We start from the raw sequence: 6,119 nt of genomic DNA on the forward strand, positions 1-6,119 counted from the left end.
GGCATGGCGGCAACCGTCGCGAGCACAGCGCCGACGATGGCGAGGAACAGCGTCTGGCCGAGCGCCAGGCCGATCTCGTCCCAGCGCCAGACATCCGCGCCGCCGGCGAGCAGCCAGCGGCCGACAGTGACGAAGGGCACGCCGAGCGACAGCAGTGCGACACCGGCCGGCAAAAGCAGGCAAGGCAGGGCGGCGCGGCCGAGGCGGGCACGCTGCTGCTTGCGTGCGGCGCCGGAACCGACACGCGCATAGCGCTCCTCGCCACGTATCATCACCTCGAGGGCGAGCAGGAAAAGGCAGCAAGCCACAAGCACGGCGGCCAGCATGTTGGCAGCCGGGCCGTTGAAGGTCGACTGGAACTGGTCGACGATCGCGGTGGTGAAGGTGTCGAAGCGAATGAAGACATAGAGGCCATATTCGGCCAGAAGATGCAGGCCGACCAGCAGCGAGCCGCCGCAGATGGCAAGCCTCAACTGCGGCAGTACGACGCGCGCGAAAACCCGCCACGGGCCAAGGCCAAGCGCCGCCGCCGCATCCTCCAGCGCCGGGTCGAGACGGCGCAACGCGGCGGAGATCGGCAGATAGAGGAACGGGAAATAGGCGATGACGGAGACCAGCACGCCGGCCCAGAGCCCGTGCAGGCCAGGGACAAAGCTGATCCAGGCATAGGAGTGCACGAAAGCAGGGATGGCGAGCGGCGCCACCGACAGCCACGACCACAGCCGATTGCCCGGCAGGTCGCTGCGTTCGGTCAGCCAAGCCAGCGCCACCGACAGCGCGATGGCGATCGGCACGGTGACGATGACGAGGAGCACCGTGTTGATCAGCAACTCGCCGACGCGCGGGCGGAAGATCAGCGCCACCACCGTATCCCAGCCGGTCTGGATCGCGATCCAGACGATGAAGCCGAGAGGCAGCAGCGCGATGAGCGAGATCAAAGCCGCGGCGAGCGTGATCCACGACATGGCCCGGCGCTTCTTCATTCCGGCCGCCGGCAGCGCGGAAGCCGTGAGGTGGATCGCGGACGCCATCAGTCGGAATAGGCCGCCCGGAAGCGACGTGATGAACCGCGGCCGCGGCCGCAAACGCAGATGATCGTCATCGACGAGGCCATCTCCAAAACAAAAGCGCTCCCACGGAAGCGAGTTCCCGCGGGAGCACGGTCGCTTGCCCTTTTAGGACGAACGCGAACTAAAGCAAGCCGGCTTGCGTCATCAGGTCGATGACCTTCTTGGAATTCAGCGTCGCCGGATCGATTTTCGGCGCCTGCAAGTCGGCCAGCGGCACCAGCTTCGGGTTGGACTGGGCATCCTTGCCGACCGCATATTCATACGACGTGCCCGTTTTCAGCACGTCCTGGCCGCCCTTGCCTGTCACCCACTTCAGGAACGCCTGGGCTTCCTTCTGATGCTTGCTGGAGGCCAGCACGCCGCCGCCCGATACCGAAACGAAGGCGCCCGGGTCCTGGTTCTTGAAATAATGCAGGCCGACATTCTTGCTGTTCTCGCCGGTCTTGGCCTGATCGCCGAACCAGTAATAGTGGTAGATCACGCCGCCATCGATCTCGCCGACATTGACCGCCTTCATGACAGTGCTGTTGCCTTTGTAGGCCGTGAAATTCTCCTTCATCGCCTTCAGCCAGTCGGCGGTCGCGGCCTCGCCCTTCAGCTGGAGCAGGGCGCTGACGATGGCCTGGAAGTCGGCGCCCGACGGCGAGGCGGCCCAGCGGCCTTTCCAGCTCGGATCGGCGAGGTCCAGCAGCGACTTGGGGAGCTGGTCTTCCTTCAGCTTGTCCTTGTTGTAGGCAAAGACGGTGCTGCGGGCCGCGACGCCGACCCACTTGCCGCTCGACGGCTGGTATTCCTGGGGAACCTGGGCGAGGGTGTCGGCGTCGACCGGGGCGAACAGACCGGCCGCCTCGACCAGCGCCATGGCCGGCGAATTCTCGGTCAGGAAGACGTCGGCCGGCGAGGCCGCGCCCTCGGCGACGATCTGGTTGGAGAAATCGCTGTCTCCGCCATTGCGCAGCGTGACCTTGATGCCGGTCTCCTTAGTGAAGCCGGCAGCCCATTCCTTGGCGAGGCTCTCATGCTGGGCATTGTAGACGACGATGCCTTGATCCTCCGCCATGGCCGGGCCGGCGATCACGCCGAGCGCCATCGCAGCGCCGGCGAGCGTGGAAAGGGCATTCTTCATGGGGCATCGTCCTCAAATCTGGAGACAGGGGTCAGGCTCGGCTCACCTACCAATACCTGATTATTGTAGTCAAGATTGTGCCCCTGCTTCAATCCGTCGCCATGCCGCAAACTTTCGTGATTTTGCGGCAGTTTGGCTTGGACATTATTTCGCCGGCCACGTAACAAACCAGGGCCGAGACGCGAACTTCGGGGGTAAACTCTTGTGACCGGCAAGGACGAGGCAGAGCTCTCCGGGCTGCTCAGGGCCGCGATCGCGGGAGACGAAAGGGCTTATGCCAACTTTCTGCATCGCATCGCCGCCCTCGTTCGCGGCTTTGTCCGGCGCAAGATCGTTCAGGGCGGAGTCGACCCCGAGGATGTCGTGCAGGAAACCTTGCTTGCCATTCATGTGAAACGCCACACCTGGCGGCCGGATGCGCCGGTGCTGCCCTGGGTCTACGCGATCGCCCGCTTCAAGCTTATCGACGCGTTCCGCCGGCGAGGGCGCCGCATCGAGGTCGAGATCGACGAGATCGCCGAGACCTTCGCCGAGCCGGAGACGGAGACGGTCAGCCAGCGCGACATAAATCGGGCGCTCGAGGGACTGCCGCCGACGCAACGCTCGGTCGTCTCGTCAATTTCGGTCGACGGTCATTCGATCGGCGAGACCGCCGCCAAGCTCGGCGTCAGTGAAACGGCTGTGCGCGTGTCGCTGCATCGCGGCCTCGCCGCGATCGCTAAAAGATTCGGGCGACAGTGACATGAGGACAGAGGATCTGATCAAAGCGCTCGACGCGGATGCCGGCAAGAAGGCCATGCCGATGGGCAAGGCCTGGTGGCTGGCGGTCTCCGTTGCCGTGGCGATCGCGGCAGCCGTGTTCTTCACGACCATCGGGCCGCGTCCCGACATCATGCCGGCCATGCACACGATGCGCTTCATGTCGAAATTCGTGTTCACGCTGGTGCTTGCGGTCAGCGCCTTCGCGCTGATCCGCGCGCTGTCGGTGCCGGGCGCTTCGACAAGGCAGAAGATGGCCTGGATGCTCGCCGCGCCGCTTTTGGTCGTGCTGGCGGTGGTCCTGGAGCTTTTCGTCGTACCCCAGGCCGATTGGGGCAAGCGGCTCGTCGGCTCGAACATGATGATCTGCATGACTTTCATCCCGCTGATCGGCATCGGCCCGCTGGCGGTCTTCCTCGGCATGCTGCGCTACGGCGCGCCGACCAGGCCGGTGCTTGCTGGCGCGGTGGCCGGGCTGCTCGCGGGCGGGCTCGCGGCAACCTTCTACGCCGCGCATTGTTTCGACGATTCGCCGCTCTTCGTCGCCACCTGGTATACGATCGCCATCGCCTTCCTGACGCTGCTCGGGGCTATCGGCGGGCGGCTTTTCGTGCGCTGGTAGCCCGCCGGGGCTGTTTCGAAACAGTCCCTTAATCATGCCGGCAATTGTTTGCCGGTTAGCGGAGCGATCGCCATCATCTGCGCAACCATTCCTTAAAACCGATCCGCCAGGGTTGCGGCAACGTGCAGTTGCGTGTTGGGGTGGGTCGCATCGTGGCGTGGTTGAACTGGAAAGGGCTTCGTGCCGACAGGCACGCCGCGCAGGGTTTGCTCGCAATCGGCCTGGTTGCCGCCGCCGCATCGATCCTGCTGCCACGCCTCGAATTTGGCGCCGACGCGCTGAGGCTCTGCCTGCAGATTTCCATCGCCATCACAGCCGCGACGCTGTTTCTGTCGGCCATGTTCATCCAACGCATCGTCGACGATCGCCGGCAGATCGCCGAGAGCGAACAGCGCTTCCGCCGGGCCATGGAGGATTCGGCGATCGGCGTCGCCATTGTCGGGCTCGACGGGCGCATCGTTCAGGCCAATCCGGCCTTCGCCGACATGCTCGGCTATACCCGATCGGAAATCGAGGCGCTGACGTTCCTCCAGATCACCCATCCCGACGACCTGCAGATCGGCCGCGAGACGATGATGAGCCTGAAGGAAGGCAAGATCCACTCCTTCCATTTCGAGAAGCGGTATCTGCACAAGGACGGTACTCCGGTCTGGGCGCAGCTTGCGGGCTCGGTCATCCGCGAAGAGGGGACAGGCCGCCCGCTCTATCTGGTGTCGCAGATCGAGGACATCGACGCCCGCAAGCAGGCCGAGGCGCGCATCGCCGAGGCCGAGACCCGTTGGAATTTCGCGCTCACCAGCACCGGACAGGGAGTCTGGAGCCTCGATATGCGCAAGGGTGGCACAACCTATTCCGAAACCTGGGCGAAGATGCTGGGCTATGCCGCTGGCGAGCTCGACGGAGACCCGGACCGCTGGCTGACCATGATCCATCCCGACGATCAGGCACGCGTCGCCGAGGCGGATCGCGCGCACCTTGCCGGCGAGACGCCCTTTTTCGAAGCCGAGTTCCGGATGCGCCACAAGGACGGCCACTGGGTCTGGATCCTCGACCGTGGCAAGACGATCGAGCGCGACGCCGAGGGCCGGGTGATCCGCGCCATCGGCAGCCTGACCGATATCACGCAGCGCAAGGAGGCCGAGACGCGGCTGATGGTTTCGGCGGCGATGCTGGCCGACGAGAAGGAGCGTCTGAGGGTCACGCTGCAGTCGATCGGCGACGCGGTGATTTGCACCGATGCCGCCAACCGCATCACCTTCATGAACCCCGTCGCGGAAAAGCTCACCGGCGTTGACGTCTGCGAAGCCCTTGGAAAGGTGCTCGGCCATGTCTATTGGGCGGTCGACGAGGAAAGCGGGCAGAGAATCGGCCTGACGCGTCCTTCGGCGTGCGAACAGCCTCGTTGCGACCAGAACACGCGCGCGGTTCTCGTGCGGCGCGACGACACGCGCTGCAGCATCCGCCAGGTGGTGTCGCCGATCATGAACGACCGCAAGCAGTTCTGCGGCCTGGTCATCGTCTTCCAGGACTTCACCGACGCGCGCGCCCTGCAGCGACAACTGGCCTACGCCGCCGCCCATGACGCGCTGACCGGGCTCGCCAACCGCTCGAGCTTCATGCGCACCATGGAGGAACTGGTCGACCAGTGCCGCCTCAATGGCGGCGAGCATCAGTTCATGTTCGTCGACCTCGACCACTTCAAGGCCGTCAACGACACCGGCGGCCATGCCGCGGGCGATGCGCTGCTCAGGCGCGTGGCCGACACCCTGCGCAATGTGCTTGGCCCGGAAGAGATCGTCGCGCGGCTCGGCGGCGACGAGTTCGCCGTCATCCTCAAATCGGGCGACGCGGCGCGCGGGCCGATCGCGGCGCGCTCGATCATCGATGCCATCTGCAACCTCAATTTCAGCTGGGACGGCCGCCCGCATTTGATCGGCGCCAGCATCGGGCTCGCGCCGATCCGCGCCGGTTGCGGCGAGGTGGATGAGATCATCGCCCGCGCCGATGCCGCCTGCTACGATGCCAAGGCGGCAGGCCGCGGCTGCGTTTCCGCCGCGCCGGACGAAGCTTCGAGAGATGTGCCGCCCATGCCGCTCGCCGCGGCGTCCTGAACGGCGTCGGAAGGGTTCAGCCGCGGAAGATCAGCGCGTCGGCACCGGATGGTCGCCGCGATAGTCGTAGAAGCCGCGACCAGTCTTGCGGCCGAGCCAGCCGGCCTCGACATATTTCACCAGCAGCGGACAAGGGCGGTATTTCGAGTCCGACAGGCCCTCATGCAGCACCTGCATGATCGACAGGCAGGTGTCGAGGCCGATGAAGTCGGCGAGCTGCAGCGGGCCCATCGGATGGTTGGCGCCGAGCCGCATGGCGGTATCGATGGCGTCGACCGTGCCGACGCCCTCATAGAGCGTGTAGATCGCCTCGTTGATCATCGGCAAAAGGATGCGGTTGACGATGAAGGCCGGGAAATCCTCGGAGACGGTGATCGTCTTGTCGAGGTGCTTCACATAGGTCTTGGCCGCCTCGAAGGTCTGGTCCTCGG

General features: G+C 65.0%; 6 protein-coding genes. 3 read left to right on the forward strand and 3 right to left on the reverse strand.

All coding sequences use genetic code 11. From position 1 onward, the window contains the following. A partial coding sequence (locus EOA27_RS17940) for an ABC transporter permease subunit (protein WP_145970391.1) occupies positions 1-1,031 on the reverse strand: 1,031 nt, incomplete at its 3' end. Between the two features lie 160 nt (positions 1,032-1,191). Further along, positions 1,192-2,196, reverse strand: a complete 1,005-nt coding sequence (locus EOA27_RS17945) for an iron ABC transporter substrate-binding protein (RefSeq protein WP_126081049.1) — start codon at positions 2,194-2,196, stop codon at positions 1,192-1,194. A gap of 204 nt (positions 2,197-2,400) precedes the next feature. Here EOA27_RS17945 and EOA27_RS17950 point away from each other — a divergent pair, with 204 nt between their 5' ends. The 3 genes from EOA27_RS17950 to EOA27_RS17960 all read left to right on the forward strand — a co-directional run bounded on the left by EOA27_RS17950 (position 2,401) and on the right by EOA27_RS17960 (position 5,688). After that, complete coding sequence (locus EOA27_RS17950; RefSeq protein WP_126081050.1) at positions 2,401-2,937, forward strand: sigma-70 family RNA polymerase sigma factor; 537 nt, start codon at positions 2,401-2,403, stop codon at positions 2,935-2,937. A gap of 1 nt (position 2,938) precedes the next feature. Further along, positions 2,939-3,577: an NrsF family protein gene (locus EOA27_RS17955; RefSeq protein ID WP_126081051.1), complete on the forward strand. Its 639-nt coding sequence runs from the start codon at positions 2,939-2,941 to the stop codon at positions 3,575-3,577. A gap of 152 nt (positions 3,578-3,729) precedes the next feature. Next, a complete protein-coding gene (locus EOA27_RS17960) occupies positions 3,730-5,688 on the forward strand; it encodes a PAS domain S-box protein (protein ID WP_245466922.1) in 1,959 nt (652 codons plus the stop codon). A gap of 30 nt (positions 5,689-5,718) precedes the next feature. On the opposite strand, the gene EOA27_RS17965 is transcribed toward EOA27_RS17960, so the two are convergent. Continuing rightward, the coding region (locus tag EOA27_RS17965) for a 3-hydroxyacyl-CoA dehydrogenase family protein (RefSeq protein ID WP_245491114.1) at positions 5,719-6,119 on the reverse strand (401 nt) is incomplete at its 5' end.

It is taken from the genome of Mesorhizobium sp. M2A.F.Ca.ET.037.01.1.1 (assembly GCF_003998075.1).
GTDB lineage: Bacteria > Pseudomonadota > Alphaproteobacteria > Rhizobiales > Rhizobiaceae > Mesorhizobium.

Excerpts from the sequence above, each read along its gene's own strand:
- EOA27_RS17945 (WP_126081049.1), bottom strand. The coding sequence starts at position 2,196 with ATGAAGAATGCCCTTTCCACGCTCGCCGGCGCTGCGATGGCGCTCGGC.
- EOA27_RS17955 (WP_126081051.1), top strand. The coding sequence starts at position 2,939 with ATGAGGACAGAGGATCTGATCAAAGCGCTCGACGCGGATGCCGGCAAG.